Source organism: Mycobacterium sp. pR1184 (assembly GCF_041287235.1).
GTDB lineage: Bacteria > Actinomycetota > Actinomycetes > Mycobacteriales > Mycobacteriaceae > Mycobacterium.
The window spans coordinates 267067-291198 of the sequence record NZ_JBGGKR010000005.1; the positions used below are offsets into that span (position 1 = coordinate 267067).

Genomic DNA, 24132 nt, shown 5'->3' on the forward strand with positions numbered 1-24132 from the left:
ACCCGTTATGAGGATCACCGGCTTACAGGTCGTGCCCTTCGAAACCTTTGTCGACCGAATCTCGTTCGGCCAGTTGACTACCGATTACCGTGTGGTGCAGACAGTGACAAAGGTACTCACCGACGAGGCCGTCGAGGGGTACTACTTCGGGGGTCATTTCCACGGCGACCAGGACGGGCTGTTGCCCGGGGACCGGGCGCTGATAACTCAATTTTTGAGTCCGCTTCTCACCGGCCAGGATCCCTTCGACCGGGCGGAGATCTGGCGCCAACTCTGGGCCGCGAAGTTGCCCGAGAACGTGTGCAGCGTCATCGATCTGGCCCTTTGGGATTTGGCGGGCCGAGCCACCGGACTGCCCGCGCGCAAGGTGCTCGGCGGTGCTCGCGACCGCGTCAAGGCCTATGCGAGCAGCTTCAACAATCTGGGCAGTCCCGACGAGTACGCGGCTCATGCCGTCGATTGCCAGCGTCAGGGTTATCGTGCCTACAAAATCCACCCGTATCACTATTGGAATCCCGCCACCCGCCAGCCCGCGCTGCCGCGGCCGTCGTATGTGGACTGGGACCTCCAGGTGTGCCGCGAGGTTCGGGCAGCGGTCGGAGACGACATGGTGCTCATGTTCGACCCGTGGGGCACCTATCAGACATTCGAAGACGCCCTATTGGTCGGTCGCGAACTGGAACGGCTGGGCTTCTATTGGTATGAGCACCCGATGCCCGAGTACCGGGTCGAGTCATACGTGAAACTGGCCGACGCACTTGATATCCCGATCTGCTCCCCGGAGATCGCCGAAGGTGGTGTCTATACCCGAGCGGACTGGATCTTGCGTCGTGCCTCCGACATCACCCGCATCGACGTCTTGCGCGGAGGCATCACCGGAGTGATGAAGTTGGCCGGAATGGCCGAGGCCGTCGGCATGCGCTGCGAGCTACACATGAGCGGTTTCGGCAACCTGCAGGTCCTGGGTGCCACGAGCGAGGACGTGTGCGAATACTACGAGCGCGGCCTGCTCGGGCCCGGGGTCCGCTACGACACCGTGCCGGCCTATCTCGAAGCGTCGTGCGACCCACTGCGTGCGGACGGATTCGTCGACCTACCGCAGGCACCCGGGCTCGGTTACCAGATCCGTTGGGACTACATCGAAAATCACCGCCTTGCCGACATCGCGGCCGAACCCGTCGCACCCCTGCACCCGAGGTAGCAGCAGCGAATCGTGGGCCGGTCGAACCGCCCACCGGGTGTCAAACATGCTGGAATACCAGCATGGCTATCATTCCGCCGGCACCCGAGCGGCTCACCAGCAGCGACTTCCCGGTGCTGTGGCCGGTGGGTACCCGGTGGGCCGACAACGACATGTTCGGTCACCTCAACAACGCGGTCTATTACCAACTGTTCGACACCGCGATCAATGCCTGGATCACGATCGGCACCGGGCTCGACCCGACTACGATGCCCGCATTGGGCGTCGTCGCCGAGTCGGGCTGCCGCTACTTCTCCGAACTGCAATTCCCGCAGCGTCTCGAGGTGGGTCTCGCCGTGACACGGCTGGGCCGCAGCAGCGTCACCTACCGGCTCGGCGTGTTCGACTCACCAGAGGGTGAACAGCCGCGGCCAGTCACCGCGCTGGGGCATTGGGTGCACGTGTACGTCGACCGCACCGACCGCAAACCCACCCCGATTCCCGACCCCATCCGGACCCTGCTGTCGACGGCGTGCGTGGAGGCTTAACCGAGATAGCGCCAGGCGCTGGGGCTTTCGCGCGCCCGGCTATGCTTCGGCAATGCCCGTATTGAGCAAAACTGTCGAGGTCGAGACCAACGCCGCGGCCATCATGGACATCGTCGCGGATTTCGAGCGGTACCCGGAGTGGAGCGACGGGGCCAAGGGCTGCTGGGTGCTGGCGCGCTACGACGACGGCCGGCCCAGCCAGATTCGTTTGGACGCCGCCTACCAAGGTTTCGAGGGCGTGTTCATTCAGGCCATCTACTACCCCGGACCGAACCAGATTCAGACCGTGCTGCAGCAGGGCGAGCTGTTCAAGAAGCAGGAGCAGCTGTTCAGCGTCGTGGAAACCGGCGCCTCGAGCCTGTTGACCGTCGACATCGACGTCGAACCGTCGATGCCGGTGCCCGCGCCGATGGTGAAGATGATGCTGAACAACGTGCTCGATCACCTGGCGGAGAACCTGAAGAAGCGCGCCGAACAGCTGGCCGCCAGTTAGCCGAAAATCCCGGCCCCGTCCAGCATTTGGGTCAGTCGCTGCGCCGCGTCGGTGAATTGCCAGACGGTGTGCTCGATCACCGCGGACGTATCGCGACGGCGCAGCGCGGCGATCAGCTGTCGGTGATTGTCGACCGCGGCGACACCCCACTGTGGATCGCCGGCGTACACCAGCACCGGCATGTAGCGCGCGGCGTTGAGCAGAAACCAGGCCAGCTTGATCCGGCCGCTGGCCTGGTTGAAGACGCGGTGGAATGAGAACTCGATGCCGGCGATGGTCTCGGGATCGCTGGCGCCTACGGCCGCGGCGAGCGAATTGTTGATCCGCTCCAGCTCGTCGATCTCAGCCTCGGCGATGTGTGAGGTGGCCGCCGCGGCCAGTTCCCTGGCGATGGTGGCCTGCAGCCAGAAGATGTCGTCGATGTCCTGACGGGTCAGCGGCAGCACGACGTGGCCGCGGTGCGGCTCCAGCTGCACCATGCCCTCACCGCGCAGCTTCAGCAGAGCCTCGCGCACCGGCGTCACGCTGACCCCGAGTTCGGCCGCCGTCTCGTCGAGGCGTATGAAGGTGCCCGGGCGCAGTGTCCCCGACATGATCGCTGCCCGCAGGTGACCCGCGACCTCGTCCGACAGTTGCGCCCGGCGCAGTTGCCGCCGCCTGCCGTGGGTTCGCGTAGATAGAGGTACGTTCACGTCGGTGGCCAGGCTTTCAAGGGGCGTTTTCAGGGAGTTTTCAGGACGTATCGGGGCTTGTCATCAGGGCGGTAAGGCCATAGTGTGACCCACACAACACCATGTTTTATCAAATATCAACCTGTCGCAAGCGGTGCGCGAGTGAAGGGAAGGTATTAGTTGACCGCGCAACTTGCTAGCCACGAGGCACAAGCGTCGCAGCCGTCACACCCGACCGCGCAGCCGTATCTGGCCCGCCGGCAGAATTGGGTCAACCAGCTCGAGCGGCACGCCCTCATGCAGCCGCAGGCCGTCGCGCTGCGATTCACCGGCCGCACGCTGACGTGGGCTGACCTGCAGCGACGCGTTACCGCGTTGGCCGCAGCGCTGCGCCGCCGGGGGGTCGGCGCCGGCGACCGGGTGATGATCCTGATGCTCAACCGCCCCGAGTTCGTCGAGGCGATGCTGGCCACCAACATGCTCGGGGGCATCGCGGTTCCGCTGAACTTCCGGCTCACCCCGTCCGAGATCGCGTTGCTGGTCGAGGACTGCGAGGCGCGGGTAATGGTCACCGAAGCGGTGCTGGCTCCGGTCGCCACCGGCGTGCGCGACATTGCGCCCCTGCTCGCCACCGTCGTGGTGGCCGGGGGCTCGACCGACGACAACGTGCTCGGTTACGAAGACCTGATCGACGAGCCCGGCGACGCGTTCGAGCCGGTGGACGTCCCGAACGACTCGCCGGCCTTGATCATGTACACCTCGGGCACCACCGGCCGCCCCAAGGGCGCCGTGCTGACCCACACGAACCTGACCGGGCAGACGATGACCGGGCTCTACACCAACGGCGCCGACATCAACAACGATGTCGGCTTCATCGGTGTCCCGCTGTTCCACATCGCCGGCGTCGGCAACATGCTCGGCGGGCTGCTACTCGGTCTGCCCACGGTCATCTATCCCCTCGGGGCGTTCGATCCGGGCCAGCTGCTCGACGTGCTGGCGGCCGAGAAGGTCACCGGCATCTTCCTCGTTCCCGCGCAATGGCAGGCCGTCTGCGCCGAGCAGCAGGCTCGCCCGCGCGAGCTGAAGCTGCGGATCATGTCGTGGGGAGCCGCCCCCGCTCCGGACGCGCTGCTGCGGGAGATGTCGGCCACCTTCCCCGGCACCCAGATCCTCGCCGCGTTCGGCCAGACCGAGATGTCTCCGGTCACCTGCATGCTGCTCGGCGAGGACGCGATCCGTAAGCGCGGGTCGGTCGGCAAGGTGATCCCGACCGTCGCCGCCCGCGTCGTCGACGAAAACATGAACGATGTGCCGGTGGGTGAGGTCGGCGAAATCGTCTACCGGGCACCGACATTGATGAGCGGCTACTGGAACAACCCGGAGGCCACCGCGGAGGCGTTCGCGGGCGGCTGGTTCCACTCCGGCGACCTCGTCCGGATGGACGAGGAGGGCTACGTCTGGGTGGTGGACCGCAAGAAGGACATGATCATCTCCGGCGGCGAGAACATCTACTGCGCCGAAGTGGAGAACGTGCTGGCCGGCCACCCCGGCATCGTTGAGGTCGCGGTCATCGGCCGGGTCCACGAGAAATGGGGCGAGGTACCGATCGCGGTTGCGGCGATCGCCGTCGAGCGCCTCAGTCTCGAGGATTTGGGCGAATTCCTGACCGAGCGCCTCGCCCGCTACAAGCACCCCAAGGCACTCGAGATCGTCGACGCGTTGCCCCGCAATCCGGCCGGCAAGGTCCTCAAGACTGAGCTACGGGTTCGCTACGGCAGCCCCGGCACAACTCAAAATCAGGCTAGTTCAAGCGATTTCACGTCACGAAAGGAAAGCTGACAGAAACTGTAACGTTTGCCCGTTGTTGACGAAGGGTTAATTGTGCGGATGCGGTTCACACCTGCTTGGCCATCGGGTACATTCCTGTGGTCTCCGTTACTACTTGCCAGTAGGGAGTCGGTGATCACACATGTGGGTCCGGGGCAAGGTGAGGGCGTGCGAGACGATTCGCTGCGCCGTGGGGCGCGCGGCGCCGGCATGAGGGGGCAGTGGTGACTTCGACGTCTGCGGGCGGGCGGGGCCCCTACCTGGTCGGCTACCTGCGCGACCAGCTGGAGACACCGCTGACGCTGATCGGCGGGTTCTTCCGGATGTGTGTGCTGACCGGCCGGGCGTTGTTCCGCCGGCCGTTCCAGTGGCGCGAGTTCGTGCTGCAGTGCTGGTTCATCATGCGGGTTGCGTTCTTGCCGACCGTTTTCGTCTCGATCCCGTTGACGGTGCTGCTGATCTTTACGCTCAACGTGCTGCTGGCGCAGTTCGGTGCGGCTGACCTGTCCGGTGCGGGCGCGGCGATCGGTGCGGTCACCCAGCTGGGTCCGTTGACCACGGTGCTGGTGGTGGCCGGGGCCGGCTCGACGGCGATTTGTGCGGATCTGGGCGCACGCACCATCCGCGAGGAGATCGACGCGATGGAGGTGCTGGGCATCGACCCGATCCACCGTCTGGTGGTGCCCCGGGTGATCGCCGCGACCCTGGTCGCCACGCTGCTCAACGGCTTGGTCATCACCGTGGGCCTGGTGGGTGGCTATCTGTTCGGGGTGTATCTGCAGAACGTCTCCGGTGGTGCCTATCTGGCCACCCTGACCACGATCACCGGGCTGCCGGAGGTGGTCATCGCGACGGTCAAGGCCGCGGTGTTCGGCCTAATCGCCGGGTTGGTCGGCTGCTATCGCGGCCTGACCGTGCGCGGCGGTTCCAAGGGCCTGGGTACTGCGGTCAACGAGACCGTGGTGCTCTGCGTCGTCGCGCTGTACGCGGTGAACGTGGTGCTGACCACGATCGGCGTGCGATTCGGAACGGGACACTGAGATGACAAACGTCGCCGTACTGCGCGCCCGGTTCCCGCGGGCGGCTGAAAACCTGAACCGCTACGGCGGGGCGGCCGGCCGCGGGCTCGACGACGTGGGCCGGATGGCCTGGTTCGGGATGATCTGCATCGCGCACGTGCCGCATGCGCTGCGCAACTACCGCAAGGAAACGCTGCGGCTGATCGCCCAGATCGGCATGGGCACCGGGGCGATGGCCGTCGTCGGTGGCACGGTCGCCATCGTCGGCTTCGTGACGTTGTCGGGTAGCTCGCTGGTGGCCATCCAGGGTTTCGCGTCGCTGGGCAATATCGGTGTCGAGGCGTTCACCGGCTTTTTCGCCGCGCTGATCAACGTGCGTATCGCCGCTCCGGTGGTCACCGGCATCGCGATGGCGGCGACCGTCGGTGCGGGCGCCACGGCCGAGCTGGGGGCGATGCGGATCAGCGAGGAGATCGACGCCCTGGAAGTGATGGGCATCAAGTCGATCTCGTTCCTGGCCACCACCCGGTTCATGGCCGGGCTGGTCGTGATCATCCCGATCTACGCGCTGGCGATGATCATGTGTTTCCTGTCGCCGCAGATCACCACGACGGTGCTCTACGGGCAGTCCAACGGAACCTACGACCACTACTTCCGGACGTTCCTGCGCCCCGACGACGTGTTCTGGTCGTTCCTGGAGGCCATCATCATCACCGCGGTCGTGATGATCACGCACTGCTTCTACGGCTACAACGCCGGCGGCGGGCCCGTCGGCGTGGGTGAGGCCGTGGGCCGCTCGATGCGGTTCTCTTTGGTCTCGGTGCAGGTTGTGGTGTTGTCCGCCGCGTTGGCGCTCTACGGCGTCAACCCGAACTTCGCCTTAACGGTGTAGCGCCATGGCCCGCCCCGGAAAGACGAACGCTTCGCGGACCCCGCCCTACAAGTTGGCGGGGATCGGCCTGTTGGTCATCGGCGCGCTGATCTTCGTGTTGATCTACGGGCAGTTCCGCGGCGACTTCACCCCGAAGACCAAGCTGACGATGCTGGCGTCGCGGGCCGGTTTGGTGATGGACCCCGGTTCGAAGGTGACCTACAACGGGGTGGAGATCGGCCGGGTGTCGACCATCTCCGAGATCGTGCGCGACGGTAAGCCGGCGGCCAAGTTCACCTTGGACGTCTATCCGCGGTACCTGAAGCTGATCCCGGCCAACGTCAACGCCGACATCAAGGCCACCACGGTGTTCGGCGGCAAGTACGTGTCGCTGACGACGCCGCAAAACCCGTCGCCGCAACGACTCGGCCCGTCGTCGACGATCGACGCGCGCTCGGTGACCACCGAGATCAACACGCTGTTCCAGACCGTCACCTCGATCGCGGAGAAGGTGGACCCGGTCAAGCTGAACCTGACGCTGAGCGCGGCCGCGCAATCGCTGGCCGGCCTCGGCGACAAGTTCGGGCAGTCGATCGTCAACGGCAACGCGGTCCTCGATGACGTCAACCCGCAGATGCCGCAGATCCGCCACGACATTCAGCAGCTGGCCGGCCTCGGCGACACCTACGCCAACGCCTCGCCGGACCTGTTCGACTTCCTCAACAACGCGGTCATCACGTCGCGCACGATCAATCAGCAACAGAAGGATCTGGACCGGGCGCTGCTGTCGGCGGCCGGGTTCGGCAACACCGGTGCGGAGATCTTCGAGAAGGGCGGGCCGTACCTGGCCCGGGGCGCACAGGATCTGGTGCCCACGGCGCAGCTGCTGGACACCTACAGTCCGGCGATCTTCTGCACCCTGCGCAACTACCACGACATCGAGCCCAAAGCCGCCTCGTTCCTCGCCGGCAACGGGTACTCGCTGAACGCCCACACCGAAGCGCTGTCGGGGCTCGGTCTTCTCGCCAACCCCGTCTCCGCGGTGGCCACGATCGCCAGCCTGGTCGGCGGTCTGGCTGGGGTGGTCGGTGGGGCGCCGAACCCCTACATCTATCCCGAGAACCTGCCGCGGGTGAACGCCCGTGGCGGTCCGGGCGGTGCGCCGGGTTGCTGGCAGCACATCACGCATGACCTGTGGCCCGCTCCCGAGTTGGTGATGGACTCCGGCAACAGCATCGCGCCGTACAACCATCTCGACACCGGTTCGCCCTACGCAATCGAATACGTGTGGGGCCGTCAGGTAGGGGATAACACGATCAACCCATGAAAATCACCGGTACGCTCGTCCGACTCGGCATCTTCTCACTGGTGCTGCTGCTCTTCACTGTGATGATCGTCGTGGTGTTCGGTCAGATGCGGTTCGACCGCACCAACGCCTACACCGCGGAGTTCAGCAACATCAGCGGGCTGCGGCAAGGCCAGTTCGTCCGCGCCTCCGGGGTGGAGATCGGCAAGGTCGACTCGGTCGAGCTGATCGACAGCGGCAAGCGCGTGCGGGTGAAGTTCAACGTGGACCGCTCGGTTCCGCTATATCAGTCGACGACGGCGCAGATCCGCTACCTGGACCTGATCGGTAACCGGTACCTGGAGCTCAAGCGCGGCGAGGGTGAAGGCGCCGACGAGGTGCTGCCGCCGGGTGGCTTCATCCCGCTGTCGCGCACCGCGCCCGCACTCGACCTCGACGCGCTGATCGGTGGTTTCAAGCCGCTGTTCCGGGCGCTGGATCCGGAGAAGGTCAACACGATCGCGAGCGCGCTCGTCACGGTGTTCCAGGGTCAGGGCGGCACGATCAACGACATCCTGGACAACACCGCGCAGCTGACGAACGCGATCGGCGAGCGTGACCAGGCGATCGGCGAGGTGATCAAGAACCTGAACGTGGTGCTGGACACGACGGTCCGGCATCGCCAGCAATTCGACCAGACCATCAACAACCTCGAGGTGCTGATCACCGGGCTCAAGGACCACGGCGATCAGCTGGCCGGCGGGACCGCGCACATCAGCAATGCGGCCGGCACCGTGGCCGATCTGCTGGGTGAGGATCGCGCGCTGCTGCACAAATCGATCAACTACCTGGACGGGATTCAGCAGCCGCTGATCGACCAGCAAGACCAACTGCAGGACTACCTCAAGAAGGTGCCGAGCGCGCTGAACATGATCGGGCGCGCGATCGGGTCGTACGGAGACTTCGTGAACTTCTACGCCTGCGACATCACGTTGAAGATCAACGGCCTGCAGGGCGGTGGTCCGGTCCGCACGGTCCGGCTCTTCCAGCAGCCGACGGGTAGGTGCACGCCGCAATGAGAACGCTGGAACCTCCGAACCGGCTTCGGATCGGCTTGATGGGCATCGTGGTCACGCTGCTCGTGATCGGCGTCGGGCAAAGCTTCACCAGTGTGCCGATCCTGATGGCCCGCCCCGCGTACTACGGGCAGTTCACCGACTCCGGCGGGATCAACGTCGGTGACAAGGTGCGTATCGCCGGGATGGACGTCGGCAAGGTCGAGGCCCTCAAGATCGACGGCGACCACATCGTGATGAAGTTCTCGATCGGGACCAACACCATCGGCACCGAGAGCCGGCTGGCGATCCGCACCGACACCATCCTCGGTAAGAAGGTCATGGAGATCGAGGCGCGCGGCAACCAGCAGCTCAAGCCCGGCGCTTCGCTGCCGCTGGGCCAGAGCACCACGCCGTATCAGATTTACGACGCGTTCTTCGACGTCACCAAGGCCGCTTCCGGCTGGAACATCGATACGGTCAAAGAATCGCTGCACGTGCTGTCGCAGACCATCGACCAGACTTACCCGCACCTGAGTGCGGCGCTCGAGGGCGTCTCGAAGTTCTCCGACACGGTCGGCAAGCGCGACGCCGAGGTCAAGCACCTGCTCGCCCAGGCCAACCAGGTGGCCAGCGTGCTGGGCGACCGCAGTGAGCAGGTCGACCGCCTGCTGGTCAACGCCAAGACGCTGCTGGCCGCGTTCAACGAGCGCGGGCAGGCGATCAACGCCCTGCTGGGCAACATCGCCGCGTTCTCCGAACAGGTCAAGGGCCTGATCAACGACAACCCGAACCTCAACCACGTGCTCGAGCAGCTGCGCACGATCAGCAAGATCCTGGTCGAGCGCAAGGACGACGTGGCAGCGGGTCTGACCGAGGTCGGCCACTTCCTGCCGTCCTTGAACGAGGCCATCGCGTCGGGACCGTTCTTCAAGGTGGTCCTGCACAACCTGGCGCTCTACCAGATCATCCAGCCGTGGGTGGACGCCGCCTTCAAGAAGCGCGGCATCGACCCGGAGAACTTCTGGCGCAGTGCGGGTCTGCCGGAATACCGCTGGCCCGACCCGAACGGCACCCGGTTCCCCAACGGCGCGCCGCCGCCGGCACCGCCGGTGCTGGAGGGCACGCCCGAGCACCCCGGACCGGCCATCCCGCCCGGATCGCCGTGCTCCTACACGCCGGCCAACCCCGGCGGCAACGTCACCGTCGGCGACGAGGGTCTGCCGCGGCCGTGGAACCCGCTGCCCTGTGCGGGTGCGGCCACCGGTCCCTTCGGCGGGCCCGGCTTCCCCGCGCCGGTCGACGTTGCGACGTCGCCGCCGAACCCGGACGGTCTGCCGCCCACGCCCGGCATCAATATCGCCGGGCGCCCGGGTGATCCGCCGCCGAACGTTCCGGGCACGCCGGTGCCGTTGCCGACCCAGGCTCCGCCGGGCGCGCGCACCGAGAACCTGGGACCGGCCGGCCCGGTGCCGCCGCCGTCGACCTTCGCTCCGGGTCTGCCGCCGGGTCCCCCGGCCCCGCCCGGACCGGGGAACCAGTTGCCGGCGCCGTTCATCAACCCCGGCGGTTCGGGCGGTAGTGGTGTCACGGGAGGTAGCCAGAATTGAGCACCATCTTTGACGTCCGCAACGTCCGGCTACCGAAGTTCTCCCGGACGACGGCGATCATCGGAGCGCTGGTCATCGTCGTCGCCCTGGTCGTCGGGTATGTCGGCTACCGGCTGTTCGAGAAGCTGACCAACAACACCGTCGTCGCCTACTTCCCGGCGGCGAACGCCCTCTACAAGGGGGACAAGGTCCAGATCATGGGCCTGCGGGTGGGCTCGATCGACAGCATCGAGCCGGTCGGCGACAAGATGAAGGTGACCTTCCACTACGAGAACAAGTACAAGGTCCCGGCCAACGCCTCGGCGGTGATCCTGAACCCCACCCTGGTGGCCTCGCGCGCGATCCAGCTGGAGCCGCCCTACAAGGGCGGACCGGTGCTGGGCGACAACGCGGTGATTCCCGAAGAGCGCACCCAGGTGCCGGTGGAGTGGGACGAACTGCGCAACAGCATCACCAACATCATCTCGAAGCTGGGTCCGACCAAGGAGCAGCCGACGGGTCCGTTCGGTGAGGTCATTACGTCGTTCGCCGACGGCCTGGAAGGCAAGAGCAAGCAGATCAACACGGCGCTGAACAGTTTGTCGTCGGCGTTGAACGCATTGAACGAGGGCCGCGGCGACTTCTTCGCGGTGGTGCGCAGCCTGGCGCTGTTCGTCAACGCGCTGCACGCCGACGACCAGCAGTTCGTCGCGCTGAACCAGAACCTGGCCGACGTCACCGGCCGGCTGGCCAGCGATGACGGCGCCTTGAACAATGCACTGCAGCAGTTCGACAGCTTGTTGAGCACCGTGCGCCCGTGGCTGGACAAGAACCGTGAGGTGCTGACCACCGACGTCAACAACTTGGAAACCGCGACGAACACGCTGCTGCAACCCGAGCCGCTGAACGGGCTCGAGACCGCGCTGCACATCCTGCCGACGGCGGCGGCCAACATCAACCAGATCTATCACCCGTCGCACGGGTCGGTGGTCGCCATTCCGGCGATCACGAACTTCGCGAACCCGATGCAGTTCATCTGCAGCTCGATTCAGGCCGGCAGCCGGCTCGGTTACCAGGAATCCGCCGAACTGTGCGCGCAGTACCTGGCGCCGATCCTGGATGCGATCAAGTTCAATTACCTGCCGTTCGGGTTGAACCTGTTCAGCACCGCCGAGACGTTGCCCAAGCAGGTCGCCTATTCCGAAGATCGGCTGCACCCGCCCAACGGCTACAAGGACACCACCGTCCCGGGTATCTGGGTGCCGGATACGCCGACCTCGCACCGCAACACCCAGCAAGGCTGGATCGTGGCGCCGGGCATGCAAGGCCAGCAGGTCGGGCCCATCACCGCGGGCCTGATGACGCCGGAGTCGCTTGAGGAGCTGATGGGCGGTCCCAACATCGAACCCGTTCAGTCGAACCTGCAGACCCCGCCGGGCCCGCCGAACGCCTACGACGAGAACCCGATCCTGCCGCCCATCGGGCTGCGGGCGCCGACGCCGATCCAGCCGCCGGCACCGGGACCGGGCGTCATTCCGGGTCCCGTCGCCCCGACGCCCGCGCCGGTCGTAGCCGTGGCACCCAACGCCGGTGGGCCGCCGTCCGGCCCTGACTTCGGGGGTGGCCAGTGAGCGCGGCGCGTGCATTGATTCGGCGCCGATCGTGGCAGGCGATGGTGCTGCTGGTCGTGGCCATGGTGCTGAGCTCGTGTGGTTGGCGGGGCATCTCCAACGTGGCGATTCCGGGTGGTCCCGGCGACGGCCCCGGCTCCTACACCATCTACGTGCAGGTACCGGACACCCTGGCGATCAACGGCAACAGCAAGGTGATGGTGGCCGACGTGTTCGTCGGTTCGATCAAGAAGATCGAGTTGAAGAACTGGGTCGCCACGCTGACGCTGGGTGTGAAGAGCAGCGTCAAGCTGCCGAAGAACGCGATCGCGCGGATCGGCCAGACATCGCTGCTGGGTTCTCAGCACGTCGAGCTGGCGGCGCCGCCGAACCCGTCGTCGGAGATGCTGAAAAACGGCGACACCATTCCGCTGAAGAATTCGTCGTCGTATCCCACCACCGAGCAGACGCTGGCGAGCCTGTCGCTGATCCTGCGCGGTGGTGGCATCCCGAACCTCGAGGTCCTGCAGAACGAGGTCTACGACATCTTCCACGGGCGCGGCGAGCAGATCCGCTCCTTCATCGGCAAGCTGGACACCTTCACCGCCCAGCTCAATCAGCAGCGTGACGACATCACTCACGCGATCGACTCCACCAACCGGCTGCTGGTCTATGTCGGCGGCCGCTCGGACGTCCTGGACCGGGTGCTGACCGACATCCCGCCGCTGATCAAGCACTTCGCCGACACCAGGAATCTGCTGATCAACGCCGTCGACTCGGTGGGCCGGCTCAGCGGCGCCGCGGATCAGTACCTGTCGGAGGCGCGCGGTCCGCTGCACACCGACCTGCAGGCGCTGCAATGCCCGCTGAAGGAACTCGGCCGCTCCTCGCCGTACCTGATCGGCGCGCTGAAGCTGATCCTGACCCAGCCGTTCGACATCGACACCGTCCCGAAGATGTTCCGCGGTGACTACGTGAACATCTCGCTGACGCTCGACGTGACCTACAGCTCTGTCGACAATGCCTTCCTCACCGGGACCGGGTTGTCGGGCGCACTGCGGGCACTCGAGCAGTCGTTCGGCCGCGACCCGGAGACGATGATTCCCGACGTCCGCTACACGCCGAACCCGAATGACGCGCCCGGCGGCCCGCTGGTGGAAAGGGGGGACCGGAATTGCTGACCCCGTTCATTCGACGCCAGCTGTGGGCGTTCCTGGTCCTCACAGTCGTCTCGCTGCTGGTGCTCGGCGTCTACTACCTGCAGGTGCCCAGCCTGATGGGGATCGGCCGGTACTCGCTGAAGGCTGAGCTGCCGGCGTCCGGTGGGTTGTACCCCACGGCCAACGTGACCTATCGCGGCATCACGATCGGCAAGGTCACCGACGTCGAGCCGACCGACCACGGTGCCGAAGCGACGATGAGCATCGACAGCCGGTACAAGATCCCGGTCGACGCGGTCGCCAACGTGCACTCGGTGTCGGCGGTCGGTGAGCAGTATCTGGACATCGTCTCGTCGGGCAGCCCCGGGAAGTACCTCGCCGACGGGCAAACCATCTCCAAGGGCACTGTGCCGGCCGAGATCGGTCCGGCACTCGACACCGCCAACCGCGGGCTCGAGGCGTTGCCCAAGGACAAGATCGGCAAGCTGCTCGACGAGACGGCGGAGTCGGTCGGCGGCCTGGGCCCGGCGTTGCAGCGCCTGGTCGACTCCACCCAGGCGATCGTCGGCGACTTCAAGACGAACATCACCAACGTGAACGACATCATCGCGAACTCGGGCCCGGTGCTGGACAGCCAGGTGAAGTCCAATGACGCAATCGAGCGCTGGGCGCGCAACCTGAACACACTGGCCGCGCAGTCCGCGCAGCGCGATGCGAACGTGAAAAGCATTCTGTCGCAAGCGGCGCCGACCGCCGATCAGGTCAACGACGTGTTCAGCGACGTGCGGGAGTCGCTGCCGCAGACGCTGGCGAATCTCGAGGTCGTCTTCGACCTGCTCAAGCGCTACCACACGGGGGTCGAGCAGGTGCTGGTGTTCCTGCCGCAGGGTGCCTCGATCGCGCAGACGGTGGCCGCGCCCTTCCCGAACCAGGCCGCACTCGACCTGGCGCTGTCGATCAACCAGCCGCCGCCGTGTCTGACCGGCTTCATTCCCGCGCCGGAATGGCGGGCGCCGGCCGACACCAGCATGCAGCCGCTGCCGTCGGGCACCTACTGCAAGATTCCGATGGATACGCCGGCCAACAGCGTGCGTGGCTCGCGCAACATCCCGTGTACCGACATCCCCGGCAAGCGGGCGGCCACGCCGCGGGAGTGCCGCGACCCCCATCCGTATGTTCCCGCTGGGACGAACCCCTGGTTCGGTGACCCGAACCAGATTCTGACCTGCCCGGCGCCGGGAGCGCGATGCGATCAGTCGGTGCGCCCGGGCATGGTGATCCCCGCGCCGTCGATCAACAACGGCATGAACCCGGCACCTTCGGACCGGGTCGCGGGGACGCCGCCGCCGACCAGTGACCCATTGACCCGACCCGGGCAAGGTACCGTGCAGTGCAACGGGCAGCAGCCCAACCCGTGTGTCTACACACCCTTTGGACCTCCCTCGGCGGTATACAGTCCCCAGAGTGGTGAACTGGTAGGACCCGACGGGGTCAAATACTCCGTCGAAAACTCGACCAAAACAGGAGACGACGGATGGAAGGAGATGCTGGCACCAGCCGGCTGAACCCACCACCGATGTCGATGCTTAGTCGTCTACGTCGGAGACGGCCGAAGAAATCGGACGACGTCGCCGACGAGGCAAACACCGAGGTGACGGCCGAGGATTCGCCAGAATCCGAGGTCGGAGCCGAGCAGACCGAGGTGACTGCGCCGGAATCGGCGGCACCCGAACCCGAAGCCGCGCCGGAGCCCGAAGCCACGGAAGCGGCGGAGCAGCCCGAGTCCGCCACCGAAGCCGTGGCCGACGATCCCGAACCGCCGCAAACCGACGGCGAGGACGCGACCGAGGCGGATGCGCAACGGCGCTCCCCGTCGGCCCTGGGGCGCGGATGGCTGGCCGGCATCGCCGCGGTTCTGGTGGTGCTGGCCGGTGCCGTCGGCACCGGCGGCTACCTGGCCACGCGGTACCACCACGAGAGCCAGGCCATCGCGCGCAACAACGCCGCGGCGCTCAAGGCGGCGATCGAGTGCGTGTCGGCCACGCAGGCGCCCGACACGAACGCGATGATCGCCAGCGAGCAGAAGATCATCGAATGTGGCACCGATGCCTTCCGCGAACAGGCCATGGTCTACACCGGGATGCTCGTGCAGGCCTATCAGTCCGCGAACGTCCACGTCCAGGTCTCCGATGTCCGGGGAGCAGTCGAGCGCAACAACAAAGACGGATCGATCGACGTACTCGTGGCGATGCGCGTCCAGGTGGTCGCCGATCAATCACAGAACGAGACTGGCTATCGGCTTCGGGTGAGAATGGCGCTGGACGAAGGCCAGTACCGGATCGCCAGGCTCGACCAGGTGACGAAGTGACGCTGGTGGTCGAGGAGACTCAGACCACGGCCCCCCAAGTGTCATCAGAGAATGCCTTGGCGCCCTGGCATATTCGCGTGTGCGCGTTCGCCGTCGACGTCCTGCCCGCTGCCGCGGTCGCGACCACGATGGCGTTGGTGTCGTTCACCGTGCCGCCGCAGGGTGTGTGGTGGTGGCTGAGCATTTGCGTTCTCGGCGTAGCCATCCTGACGATGTTGGTCAACCGGCTGCTGCTGCCGACCGTCTACGGCTGGAGCCTGGGCCGCGCACTGTGTGGGATCGCGGTGCGGCACCGGGACGGCTCCGTCGTCGGCGCCTGGGGCCTGCTGCTGCGTGATCTCGCGCACCTGCTGGACACCGTGTCGCTCGTGGGATGGCTTTGGCCGCTGTGGGATTCGCAGCGCCGAACGTTCGCCGACATGTTGCTGCGCACGGACGTGCGGGCCTCGCAGACGCCGCGGCCCGACATCATCCGGCGGTGGACGATCATCGCGGTGCTCACCGCGACCGGACTGTGCGTGGCGGGCGGGGCCGTGAGCTACGCAGTGGTCTACTCCCGCGACCAGCAGACCGATCGGACGCGGGCCGAGATCTCGATACAGGGGCCGAAGATCGTCGCGCAGATGCTGACCTACGACCCGAAGACGCTGTCCGAGGATTTCAAGCGGGCCCAGTCGCTGGCGACCGATAACTACCGCGGCCCACTCAAGGCGCAGCAGGACATCGTCCAAAAGGGAAACCCGGTCATCAACGAGTACTGGGTGACCGACGGCTCGATCGAATCGGCGTCGCCGGATCGGGCGACGATGTTGCTGTTCATGCAGGGCCGGCGTGGCGCGGCCCCCCAGGAGCGCTACATCACCGCGACCGTCCGGGTGAATTTCGTCAAGGACGCCGGCGGCCACTGGCTGGTCGACAACCTCACCGTGCTGACCAAGCCGAAACCACCCGGGAACGGAAAATGAGCCCCCGCCGCAGGTTTGAGCCCGGCGAGGGCGCACTGCTGGTCGAGACGGATCCGCAGACGCAGCGCCGGCGGTGGGGGCTTCCCGTCGCGAGTACGGTCGCCGCGGTGGTGACGACCGCGGCGATCACGCTGACCACGCTGATGCTGATCTCCCACGAATCCCGGGAGCACGAGGCTTCCAAGACCCGCGAGGTGCTCAACTACGTGACGGGGTTCATGACGCAGTTCACTTCGCTCGACCCGTATCACGCCAATGACTACGTCACGCGGATAATGGCCCAGGCGACAGGCGATTTCGCTAAGCAGTATCACGACAAGGCCAACGAGATCCTGTTGCAGGTTGCGCGTGCGGAGCCCGCGACCGGCACCATCCTCGGCGCCGCGGTGGAACGGTGGAACGACGACGGCAGCGCCACCGTCATGGTGGCGACCGAGGTCACCTCCAAGTCGCCGGATCAAAAGCAGGTATTCGAGAACACCAATCGTTGGACGGCAACGGCTACGCGGGAAGGGAATCAGTGGAAGATAAGCAGCCTGCTGCAGGTGATCTGACCACCGAGGCGGCCTCCGACGACGCCGCTGAGAGCGACGAAAACACCGCCACGGCAACGGAATCCGCCGAAGCGGCGGACAAGGTCGAGTCCGACGAGACTGACGCCGACGCCGAAGTGCGGACCGAGGGGTCCGCCGCGGAGCCCGCGAACGGCGGGCGCAAGCGTCGCAAACTGCTGGCCGGCAAAGGGATGGCCATCGTCGTGGTGGTGGCCGCACTGTTGTTCGTCGGCTCCGCGGCATTCGCGGGTGCGGCCGTGCAGCCCTATCTGACCGACCGCGCCACGGCGGCAACCAAGCTCAACGTCGCCCGCACCGCGGCCAACGCGATCACGACTCTGTGGACCTACACACCGGAGAACATGGACAGCCTCGCCGATCGGGCGTCGGCTTACCTCAGCGGTGACTTCGAGGCCCAGTACCGCAAATTCGTCGACGCCATCGTGGCACCGAATAAGCAGGCCAAGATCACCAACCGGACTCAGGTCACCGGTGCGGCGGTCGAATCGCTCGATGGCCCGAACGCCGTCGTCATCGTCTACACCAACACCACCTCGACCAGCCCGCTGACCAAGGACATTCCGGCGCTGAAGTACCTGTCCTACCGGCTGTTCATGAAGCGCGCGAACGGGCGCTGGCTGGTGACCAGGATGACGACCGTGACCTCCCTGGACCTCACACCGCATCCGTAGTCCGGCCGCCGAAATATACTGCACCCGTGGCCGCCACGTCGCCGGTAACCGAGCGATACACCGTTGCGGCGTTGTTGTTGCTGACCTTTGCGACGGGGCTGGCCGACTCGATCAGTATCTTGGTCCTCGGCCACGTGTTCGTCGCGAACATGACCGGTAACGTGGTCTTCCTCGGCTTCTGGCTTGCCCCGCGTACCAGCATCGACCTGACGGCGGTGTCGGTGGCGCTGCCCACCTTCGTCACCACCACGATTCTCAGCGGGCGCCTGCAACGGTATTTCGGTGAGCGGGCCCGACAGTGGATCACCACCGTACTGGCCACGGAAATCGTTCTGCTGCTTACCTTGTCGATCCTGGCCGGTGCGGGAGTGCTGCACTATCACGACAACACCAAGCTGATCATGATCGGCTTCCTCACGGTGACGTTCGGTCTGCAGCATTCGAGTGCCCGCCAGTTCGGCATCCAGGAACTGTCGACGACCGTCTTGACGTCGACGATCGTCAGCCTCGGTCTGGACAGCCGGGCCTCCGGTGGCACCGGCGAACGTCAAAAGCTGCGCATCAGCGTGATCGTCACGATGTGCGCCGGTGCTTTTCTCGGCGCCACGCTGTCGCGGTTCGTCATCGCGCCGGTGTTCACGCTGACGGCGGCCGTGGTGGCGGCGAGCCTGCTGATCTTCCGGTATGGTGCCGCTGAACCGAAAATGATTGCCGCTGAGGGTGTTTAGTTGAAGGCCAGCCAGCTGGGCAGGGCGCGCTCGTGCGAGTCGCACAGCACCTGACGGGTGTCGCACGAGCCGCGTGGCGAACCCGCGCCGGCCCACATGCCGCCGGTGTCGCGGCGCAGCACGATCGCCGAGGACCCGCCGCCGTCCAGCAGGATCGCGGTATCACTGCCCAGGCCGCGGAACAGGTCCTGCATGTTGTCCGGCGTGTAACTGCCGCCCTCGAAGATGTACATCTCGTCGCGCTGCTTGACGTAGGCCAGGGCGGTGCGCGCCGCGCTGGGACCGCCGTCGTGCAGCTGTTGGGTCTGGCCGGGCGCCAGCAGCCCGATCCCGGACACGGCGACGAACTTCTCGTTCTTGTTCAGCAGGTCGGCGACCACCGGGGTGGCGGCGTCGTAGTCGTTCTTGCTGCGCGGCCACACCACGTACGGCGCCCCACCGGTCGGCAGGATCATCGTCGTCAGCGAGGACCAGCTCTCGCCACCGCCGGAAAGCCCTTGCTTGCCGGGGTAGGCCGCGGTACCGGTGACCGCTTGGTTGGCGCGGCCTTGCCCGTTGGTGTTGTCCACGAACGCGCCGAGCGGTGAGCTGCAGCCGGTCTGACGCCACGACCCCGCTTTCTGCCCCCGCACGTCGAAGAAGTTGGCGTTGATCGCGATGGTCGGCTGCCCCATCCGCTGCCATGCCTGCAGCGGCGCGTAGAGCTCGGAGGCCTGCCACAGGCCTTCGCCGGTGCGGGCGCCGGGGTTGTTCTCGCAGCGCGCCTGGTCACCCCGGTGGGTGTCGACCAACAGGTGCGGCGCCAGGCGTTCCGCTGCGTTCTTGATGATCATCAGGTGGCCGCCGTTGTTCATCTCGTACCAGCGGCCACTGGCGTCCATCAACGGCGTGGGATGGCCGGGGCCGAAGTTGTAGACCAGATACGAGCCCTTGGTGGCGCCGATCGCGCTGGCCAGCAACTCGCGGGCATCCGCGGCGTGCGCGGCGGGCGCTGCGACGGTGCCGGTCAACAGGGTGCAGGCGAACATCGTCGTGAGGCTTGCCGCCAGTCGGCGCAACCTGGTGCGTCGTGTCAGCACGGCAGCCCTTTCGGCCCTGATGTGGATGCAACACTCACAGCATCAGTCACATTGGCCACACTGTCAACATAAATAACAAACGTGTGACACTTAGGCCGCGCCCGAATTACGTTTGCTCGCTTACGCTTTCGGCGTCGGGCTCGCTGGGGTCCGGGTGGCTGGATTCGGCGTCGGGGGCTTGGTCCGAACTCTCGTGCTTACCGGTCTTGCGCGCCTGGTGTTGGGACTGGTGCACCTCGGCGATTGCCACGCCGATCGCGCCGGGAATCCGGTGGAAGCCGCTGCGGTCGTATATGCGCGTGGTGATACCGCCCACCAGCAGGCCGATCACCAGACCGATCGACGTCATCACCAACGCCTGCGTCAGGCCGGCCGCCCCGTCGCCGTTGAGATACAACAGCGACCGGACACCCAGGAACACCTGGTGCATCGGCTCAAACTCGGCCAGCCAGCGGAAGAACGGCGGCACCGCCTCGAGCGGGACGGTGGCGCCCGCCGACGGCAAGCCGAGGATCACGAAAACCAGCATGCTGAACAGCAGGCCCATCGAACCGAGCACCGCGATCAGCGAACTGGACGTCACGCCGACCGCGACGATCGCGAATACGCCGTAGGCCCACAACTCCCAGCCGAGCGCGATGGGCATGCCGAGCCCGTGTGCAATGGCCAGGTAGACACCCGACGTCAGCAACGCCAGCACCAGCATGATGCCCCACTTCACCAATAAGGTGCGGAAGCGAGAGATGTTGGCCTGCTCGGCAAATCGATACACCGGCCCCCATTCGGCGGGCACATACCCGAGCAATGAATCCACCAAGGTGGACACCACGATGCTGCCCGTGAACCCGGCCAGCAACAACAGCAATGCATAGTAGAACGCCGACAGTCCGTTACCGGTGCCGTTGGGTAGCGGGTTGTACACGGCCGATTTGATGTCGATCGGGCTGGCCAGTCCCGCCTGCGACGCACCGGTCAACGGCGCACCGCCGGTCTGCTCCGCGACCTGCGACGAAAGGTATTGTCCTACTTTGGTATTCGCAACAGCCATGGCCTGGTTCAGGGTCTGTCCGGCGATGCCGGCGCCCAGTGTTCCGGCGCGCGGGTTGGTGAAGATCGTGACCGAAGGCCGGTCGGCCTTGGCCGGCATCACCGCGCTCTCGCCGTACTCGCGCAAACTCGACGAGAACGTTGGCGGAATTACCAATTCGCCATACACCTGCGCGCGGTCCAGCAGCCGTTTGGCCTCGTCGTGGGACACCACGCGGATGTCGAATTTGTTCTTGTCCAGCGCGGACACCAGTCCGTCGACGATCTTCGGGCCGGCGGTTCCGGCGTCCTCGTTCACCACCGCGATCGGGAAGTGGCGCAGGTTGGTGGTGGGATTCAAGATGCCGCCCAGATACAGCGCGCACAGCGCCGACATGAGGGCCAGCGTGGCGCCGATCGGCAACGCCCAGAACCGCACGGTTCTCAGCGCCTTTGCGTTCCGCTTCGGATTCGGCACCGCGTGCCGCGGTTGGCCTTTCGACATCCCAGCTCCCGTCTGTCACGCCCACTCTATTGGTCTAGCCGCCCAGCTTGGCGTGCATCTCCCAGATCAGTAGCTCCGTCGGTTCGTGCGCGGTCAGCCGGGCGCCGCCGCCGTCTGTGATGCGGGCCGCATCGCCTTCGGCGAGTTCATCGGTCCCGCCCAGGGTCAGCCGGCCGCGCGGCACGAAGACGTGCAGATAGGGGGCGCCGGGAGTAGTGACGGTGTTGCCGGGCTGCAACCGCGCGGCGTGCAGGGCCGCATCGCGGTGGTGCAGCGAGATCGCCGCGTCGCGCCCCGGGATGCCCGAGGCGATGGTCACCAGTTCGGCGCCGATGTGGCCGATCTCGTGTTGCTGATAGCTCGGTGGTATTCCAGATTCATCGGGGATAACCCACATCTGGATGAAATGCACTGGCTGCGTTGATGAATCGTTTTTCTCCGAATGCAGGATCCCGCTGCCCGCCGACATGCGCTGCGCCAGGCCTGGATAGATGACACCGTGGTTGCCGGCCGAATCCTGGTGTGTCAATTCGCCTTCCAGCACCCATGTGACGATCTCCATGTCGCGATGCGGGTGGGTGTCGAATCCGCTCCGTGGCGCCACGACGTCGTCGTTGTTCACCACCAGCAGGCCGTGGTGGGTGTTATCCGGCTCGTAGTGGTCGCCGAAGGAAAACGAATGTCTGGATTTCAGCCACGGCGTCGTGGTGACAGCCCGGTCAGCTGCGCGCCGAATCTCGAAGTTGGCAGGCATGCCTTCAGCGTAATCACACCTGCGCGCCCAGCAGTCGCTGTGCGTGCTGCAGCGCGGCATCGAGTGCCGGCAGCGTCAAACCGGCCGGGCCGCCCAGGTGGATCTCGATCTGGTACTCCGGCTGCCCGTTCTGGCCGAAGATCGGCAGCACGACGAATTCCGTTGACGGCAAGTCTGTTTCAAGGGTGTCGGTAACGGATTGCAGCGTCACCATGGTCATCAGCGTGGTGAGTTGCCGGGTGACCTGTGCGGTCGGTTCCAGCGACGCGAGCAGGTCGGCCAGCCGAAGGTGCAGCGACTGGTGAGTGTCGTCGAACCGCCAGGCGCCGTAGCCGCGGGACCGGATGTCGGCGAGTACCCGCTGATGCTGCGCGATTTCGTCGCGGGTCAGCCGCGGCGTCACCCGCTGCAGCCAGGCAGCCACGAAATCGTCGTCTCGCCAGGCCATCGCGACCAGGCCGAACGGGGGATCGATCGGGAAGCGCTGGCCGACGGCATGCGCGCCATCGGTGCCGTGGCCCACCGCGTCGACCGTGGTCAGGTGCCGGTCGCCGATCTTCGACATCGAGCAGCCCGCGCCGAGGGTGCGGTGCAGGAAGGCCAATGCATCGCGGCCACGGTCCAGCAGGGGGAACTGTGTCCGTAGCCCGTGCACCAGCCCGAACAGTCCGCTGCCCAGGCAGAAGCGGCGGTCCCCGCGCCGGGTTACCCAGGACCGGCGTTCCAGCTCGGCCAGCACCAGCGCGCAGGTCGAGGTGCTGATCCCGCAGGTCTTCGCCAGCTCGGCCGAGGTTCGCCCGTCCGGCGAATCCGCGAGCGAGGCAAGCACATCCATCACCCGCGCGGTGGGCGGCGACTTGGCGGTTGACGTACCCATGCTTGGCTCCCTAGCATTCGTCCAAAATGTAAGAACAGCATTCCTAATATTAGGAGACTAGTCGTGCTGAAGGTGGGAGTCTGGGGGCCGGGCTCGATGGGTGTCATCGCCCTGCGGGGCGTGATCGACCACCCCGAGCTGGAACTGACCGATCTCGTCGTGCACAGCGACGCCAAGGCGGGCCGCGACGCCGGGGAGCTGTGCGGAATCGCGCCCGTCGGCGTGGTGGCCACCCAGGACCCGGCAGCACTGCTGGCGGGTGACGCCGACGCGGTGGTCTACGCCGCCGGGGCGAATTTGCGCCCGCTGGAGGCTGTCGAGGACATGGTGTCAATCCTGCGGTCCGGTAAGAACGTGGTGTCGTGTTCGGTGGTGCCGCTGGTCTTTCCCGACGCCGTCGACGGTGCCTTCACCGATCCGCTACGCCGGGCCGCGCTGGAGGGCGGGGTGTCGTTCTTGACCACCGGCATTGACTCCGGTTTCGCCAATGATGTTCTGCCGCTGGTGCTTACCGGAGTGTCGCGGGTCATCGAATCGGTGCGGGTGACGGAGATGTTCAACTACGCCACCTACCCGGACCAGGCGGCGGTGTACGAGATCCTCGGTTTCGGTAAGCCACCGGAGTATCCGGCGTTCGCTGCGCAGCCGGGGATATTCACCTTCGGCTGGGGCCCGGTGCTGCACCAGTTGGCCACTGGGCTGGGCGTCAAAATCGACCACATCGAGGAGAGCAACGAACGCGTCCCCGCCGCCGAGTCATTCGACACCCCCACCGGGCACATCGAGGCCGGAACGATCGCCGCGATGCGCTCGACGCTCACCGGATACGTCGGGGAAAGGCCAACTTTCGTCGTCGACCACGTGACGCGGATGCGCGACGACATCGCCGGAGACTGGCCCCAACCGCACATCAGTCTTCCGCCGAAAGACCTCGGTTTCGGACTGGCGTCGGGCCGCGGTGTGTACCGCGTCGAGATTGAGGGCTCGCCGACTATGCGTTGCGAATTCGAGATGGCCGAGGACCACGACCACGATCTGGGGGCGCGCATCGCGGGCTCCTCGCGCATGGTCAACGCCATTCCCGCGGTGTGCGCGGCCGCGCCCGGACTACTGTCCGCACTCGACCTGCCGCTGATCACCGGGGCCGGCCTGGTCCGCTCGGTCGGAGGCCCACCACCGGACAGTCGCCTGCTGGCGGTCTAGCGACCCGCGTTTAGGCGACGTTGTTTATGTCGCACCACTTTTCGGGTTCGGCGCCGCACCGGCGATTACCGGC

Annotated in this window: 23 protein-coding genes; 18 read left to right on the top strand and 5 right to left on the bottom strand. The window is 66.0% G+C overall.

The features are described 5' to 3' along the window. The first annotated feature begins 7 nt into the window (after positions 1 to 7). The 3 genes from ACAG21_RS11540 to ACAG21_RS11550 all read left to right on the top strand — a co-directional run bounded on the left by ACAG21_RS11540 (position 8) and on the right by ACAG21_RS11550 (position 2221). Entirely contained in the window at positions 8 to 1201 is a 1194-nt protein-coding gene (locus tag ACAG21_RS11540; RefSeq protein WP_370496192.1) for an enolase C-terminal domain-like protein, read from the top strand. A 62-nt stretch (positions 1202 to 1263) separates the two neighbouring features. After that, positions 1264 to 1728, top strand: a complete 465-nt coding sequence (locus tag ACAG21_RS11545) for an acyl-CoA thioesterase (RefSeq protein ID WP_370496193.1) — start codon at positions 1264 to 1266, stop codon at positions 1726 to 1728. A 52-nt stretch (positions 1729 to 1780) separates the two neighbouring features. After that, the gene (locus tag ACAG21_RS11550; protein WP_370496195.1) at positions 1781 to 2221 is read left to right on the top strand and encodes an SRPBCC family protein; all 441 of its coding nucleotides are present in this window, start codon (positions 1781 to 1783) and stop codon (positions 2219 to 2221) included. Here the strand turns inward: ACAG21_RS11550 and ACAG21_RS11555 are convergent. Beyond that, positions 2218 to 2913, bottom strand: coding sequence for a GntR family transcriptional regulator (locus ACAG21_RS11555; protein WP_370496197.1), 696 nt, complete (start codon positions 2911 to 2913; stop codon positions 2218 to 2220). The genes ACAG21_RS11550 and ACAG21_RS11555 overlap by 4 nt on opposite strands. A gap of 159 nt (positions 2914 to 3072) precedes the next feature. Here ACAG21_RS11555 and fadD5 point away from each other — a divergent pair, with 159 nt between their 5' ends. The 14 genes from fadD5 (at position 3073) to ACAG21_RS11625 (ending at position 18615) form a co-directional block, all read left to right on the top strand. Then, positions 3073 to 4731, top strand: a complete 1659-nt coding sequence (fadD5, locus tag ACAG21_RS11560; RefSeq protein WP_370496198.1) for a fatty-acid--CoA ligase FadD5 — start codon at positions 3073 to 3075, stop codon at positions 4729 to 4731. Between the two features lie 209 nt (positions 4732 to 4940). Further along, on the top strand, positions 4941 to 5759 hold the full coding sequence (locus ACAG21_RS11565) for an MlaE family ABC transporter permease (protein ID WP_370496199.1): 819 nt from the start codon (positions 4941 to 4943) through the stop codon (positions 5757 to 5759). A gap of 1 nt (position 5760) precedes the next feature. Then, the gene (locus tag ACAG21_RS11570) at positions 5761 to 6630 is read left to right on the top strand and encodes an ABC transporter permease (RefSeq protein ID WP_096283811.1); all 870 of its coding nucleotides are present in this window, start codon (positions 5761 to 5763) and stop codon (positions 6628 to 6630) included. A gap of 4 nt (positions 6631 to 6634) precedes the next feature. Then, entirely contained in the window at positions 6635 to 7936 is a 1302-nt protein-coding gene (locus ACAG21_RS11575; RefSeq protein ID WP_370496200.1) for an MCE family protein, read from the top strand. Continuing rightward, positions 7933 to 8973 carry a virulence factor Mce family protein gene (locus ACAG21_RS11580; RefSeq protein ID WP_370496201.1) on the top strand — a complete coding sequence of 347 codons (1041 nt, stop codon included), beginning with the start codon at positions 7933 to 7935 and terminating at the stop codon, positions 8971 to 8973. The genes ACAG21_RS11575 and ACAG21_RS11580 overlap by 4 nt, the downstream gene beginning before the upstream one ends. Continuing rightward, positions 8970 to 10559, top strand: a complete 1590-nt coding sequence (locus tag ACAG21_RS11585) for an MCE family protein (RefSeq protein WP_370496202.1) — start codon at positions 8970 to 8972, stop codon at positions 10557 to 10559. Before ACAG21_RS11580 ends, ACAG21_RS11585 begins: the two co-directional genes overlap by 4 nt. Continuing rightward, on the top strand, positions 10556 to 12169 hold the full coding sequence (locus ACAG21_RS11590; protein WP_370496204.1) for an MCE family protein: 1614 nt from the start codon (positions 10556 to 10558) through the stop codon (positions 12167 to 12169). Before ACAG21_RS11585 ends, ACAG21_RS11590 begins: the two co-directional genes overlap by 4 nt. A gap of 41 nt (positions 12170 to 12210) precedes the next feature. Next, a complete protein-coding gene (locus ACAG21_RS11595; protein WP_370496317.1) occupies positions 12211 to 13329 on the top strand; it encodes a virulence factor Mce family protein in 1119 nt (372 codons plus the stop codon). After that, a complete protein-coding gene (locus ACAG21_RS11600; RefSeq protein ID WP_370496205.1) occupies positions 13323 to 14873 on the top strand; it encodes an MCE family protein in 1551 nt (516 codons plus the stop codon). The genes ACAG21_RS11595 and ACAG21_RS11600 overlap by 7 nt, the downstream gene beginning before the upstream one ends. Further along, positions 14843 to 15676, top strand: a complete 834-nt coding sequence (locus tag ACAG21_RS11605) for an Mce protein (RefSeq protein ID WP_370496207.1) — start codon at positions 14843 to 14845, stop codon at positions 15674 to 15676. The genes ACAG21_RS11600 and ACAG21_RS11605 overlap by 31 nt, the downstream gene beginning before the upstream one ends. Continuing rightward, a complete protein-coding gene (locus ACAG21_RS11610; RefSeq protein ID WP_370496208.1) occupies positions 15673 to 16641 on the top strand; it encodes an RDD family protein in 969 nt (322 codons plus the stop codon). Before ACAG21_RS11605 ends, ACAG21_RS11610 begins: the two co-directional genes overlap by 4 nt. Further along, positions 16638 to 17195, top strand: coding sequence for a mammalian cell entry protein (locus tag ACAG21_RS11615; RefSeq protein WP_370496209.1), 558 nt, complete (start codon positions 16638 to 16640; stop codon positions 17193 to 17195). Before ACAG21_RS11610 ends, ACAG21_RS11615 begins: the two co-directional genes overlap by 4 nt. Then, on the top strand, positions 17162 to 17887 hold the full coding sequence (locus tag ACAG21_RS11620) for a mammalian cell entry protein (RefSeq protein WP_370496211.1): 726 nt from the start codon (positions 17162 to 17164) through the stop codon (positions 17885 to 17887). The genes ACAG21_RS11615 and ACAG21_RS11620 overlap by 34 nt, the downstream gene beginning before the upstream one ends. Before the next feature lie 26 nt (positions 17888 to 17913). Then, a complete protein-coding gene (locus tag ACAG21_RS11625; protein ID WP_370496212.1) occupies positions 17914 to 18615 on the top strand; it encodes a YoaK family protein in 702 nt (233 codons plus the stop codon). On the opposite strand, the gene ACAG21_RS11630 is transcribed toward ACAG21_RS11625, so the two are convergent. The 4 genes from ACAG21_RS11630 to ACAG21_RS11645 all read right to left on the bottom strand — a co-directional run bounded on the left by ACAG21_RS11630 (position 18612) and on the right by ACAG21_RS11645 (position 22856). After that, positions 18612 to 19721 carry a phosphodiester glycosidase family protein gene (locus tag ACAG21_RS11630; protein WP_370496318.1) on the bottom strand — a complete coding sequence of 370 codons (1110 nt, stop codon included), beginning with the start codon at positions 19719 to 19721 and terminating at the stop codon, positions 18612 to 18614. The genes ACAG21_RS11625 and ACAG21_RS11630 overlap by 4 nt on opposite strands. A gap of 79 nt (positions 19722 to 19800) precedes the next feature. Further along, positions 19801 to 21225 (bottom strand): YhgE/Pip domain-containing protein, encoded by a 1425-nt coding sequence (locus ACAG21_RS11635; RefSeq protein ID WP_370496213.1) that lies wholly within the window; start codon positions 21223 to 21225, stop codon positions 19801 to 19803. Positions 21226 to 21259: 34 nt separating this feature from the next. Next, a complete protein-coding gene (locus tag ACAG21_RS11640; RefSeq protein WP_370496214.1) occupies positions 21260 to 21979 on the bottom strand; it encodes a pirin family protein in 720 nt (239 codons plus the stop codon). Between the two features lie 13 nt (positions 21980 to 21992). Next, positions 21993 to 22856, bottom strand: a complete 864-nt coding sequence (locus tag ACAG21_RS11645) for a MarR family transcriptional regulator (RefSeq protein WP_370496215.1) — start codon at positions 22854 to 22856, stop codon at positions 21993 to 21995. 63 nt (positions 22857 to 22919) lie between these two features. On the opposite strand from ACAG21_RS11645, the gene ACAG21_RS11650 reads away from it, so the two are divergent. Next, on the top strand, positions 22920 to 24059 hold the full coding sequence (locus tag ACAG21_RS11650) for a dihydrodipicolinate reductase (RefSeq protein ID WP_370496216.1): 1140 nt from the start codon (positions 22920 to 22922) through the stop codon (positions 24057 to 24059). Positions 24060 to 24132 lie beyond the last annotated feature (73 nt).